The sequence below is a fragment of the Microbacterium sp. Bi128 genome, assembly GCF_918698205.1.
This window is the reverse complement of record NZ_CAKKMM010001354.1, coordinates 1-1,376: the sequence shown is the minus strand read 5'-3', so window position 1 is coordinate 1,376 and position 1,376 is coordinate 1. Positions and strand designations below refer to the sequence as shown.

General features: G+C 69.2%; 1 protein-coding gene and 1 pseudogene. One reads left to right on the top strand and one right to left on the bottom strand.

The window, feature by feature from the left end; translation table 11 throughout:
• Positions 1-254, bottom strand: a pseudogene (locus LQV45_RS32745) (hypothetical protein); the annotation flags it as partial.
• 258 nt (positions 255-512) lie between these two features.
• Between LQV45_RS32745 and LQV45_RS32740 the strand changes: the two are divergent.
• Positions 513-1,271, top strand: a complete 759-nt coding sequence (locus LQV45_RS32740) for a LysM peptidoglycan-binding domain-containing protein (protein WP_230011772.1) — start codon at positions 513-515, stop codon at positions 1,269-1,271.
• Positions 1,272-1,376: the final 105 nt, after the last annotated feature.

Here is a 1,376-nt window from a genome sequence, read left to right as displayed (position 1 = left end):
CCCCCATAGTGCGCGGCCGCGGCGTAGGGAATGAGTACCTGGTGTTGGGGCTCATCAAGGACCAGCGCCTCGCTGCCCGCGTGGCTCAGCACTCCCTCGAACACCCGCCCCAAGGACAAATGCACGCGGATACTGAGCCCGAGGGACCCGCGGAGCCGGTCCGCGAGCTGCACTCCCGCCGAGTCCACGAGTGCACGCTCGGCTATTTCAGCCTCTAATTCCAGCCGCTGGCGCGCGGCCAGCTGTGCCTCCATGTCCTCAAACAAGGCGTCCCACCGCATTGCGCCAGCGTAGGCGGCCCTCCCGCACTGGTCAATCCGAGGCCTCCCCTATCCACAGGCTCGGACTGCGTCTAGACAAACGGGGCACAAGAGGATCAGACTCAGTTAAACAGGCTTAAAAGTTATCAAATGGCATTAAACACTATCAAACGGTACACATTTCGACTGGAGGAACAGCCCATGGACCGGACAGTGACGCCGCAACCCGCGGACCGGCCCCTGCCCGTCCCCATGCCCAGACAAACAGTCCGGGCCGACGCCGCCATGGCCGCCGCCATCCTGTTGCTCGGGATCTTCCTCGCAGCTACGGGAAGTTTCCTGATTCAGCGCTGGCAGTCCGGCTCGGCACGCCGGCAGTCGCTGTCCTTCGAGGACCAGCTCGGGATCGTGGCAACTACAGCCGGGCTGATTGTCATCACCTGGTGGGTGATGTCGCTCGCTTTCGCCGTCGCGGCGGCACTGCTGGACCGCCTCGGCCGGACCCGCGCGGCGGCCGCCACGGGCCGGTTCAGCCCGGCGTTCATGCGGCGGCTGGTGCTCGCCGCCGTCGGACTGCAGCTGCTGACGGCGCCGCTGGCCAGCGCGGCCACTGCGCCTGGCGGGCCCGGACCGGAAAGACCCGGTCCGGCAGCGGTAGCGGCATCCTGGACTCCGTCACCCGGGGAGGCCTTGGCACCGGAGCCACACGGACCGGGAGCCGGTTCCGCGCTGGATCCGCGGTGGAAGCCGCTGAGCCCGATCGTGGATGCCGGACCGCTGGCTGCACGCCATGTGCGCACACAGGACTTCCCCGGCGCCCGCAGGGAGGTCACGGTCCGGTCCGGCGATTCGCTGTGGAGCATCGCCGCGGCCGCTCTGGGGCCGTTGGCTTCCGACGCCGACATCGCCAGAGAGTGGCCCCGGCTCTATGCGGGCAACCGCGACGCTATCGGAGCCGACCCGCACTTCCTGCGGCCCGGACAGGTCCTGGTCCTCCCGCCGCCGCGCTAGGGGCCGCCGCACCACAGGCCGGGCCGCAGCGCCGGCCCCGGCCCTGGCCCCGGCCCACCGAAGACCACAGGACAAGCCGGTCGGAAGATTCGCCCGGTTCCAGCC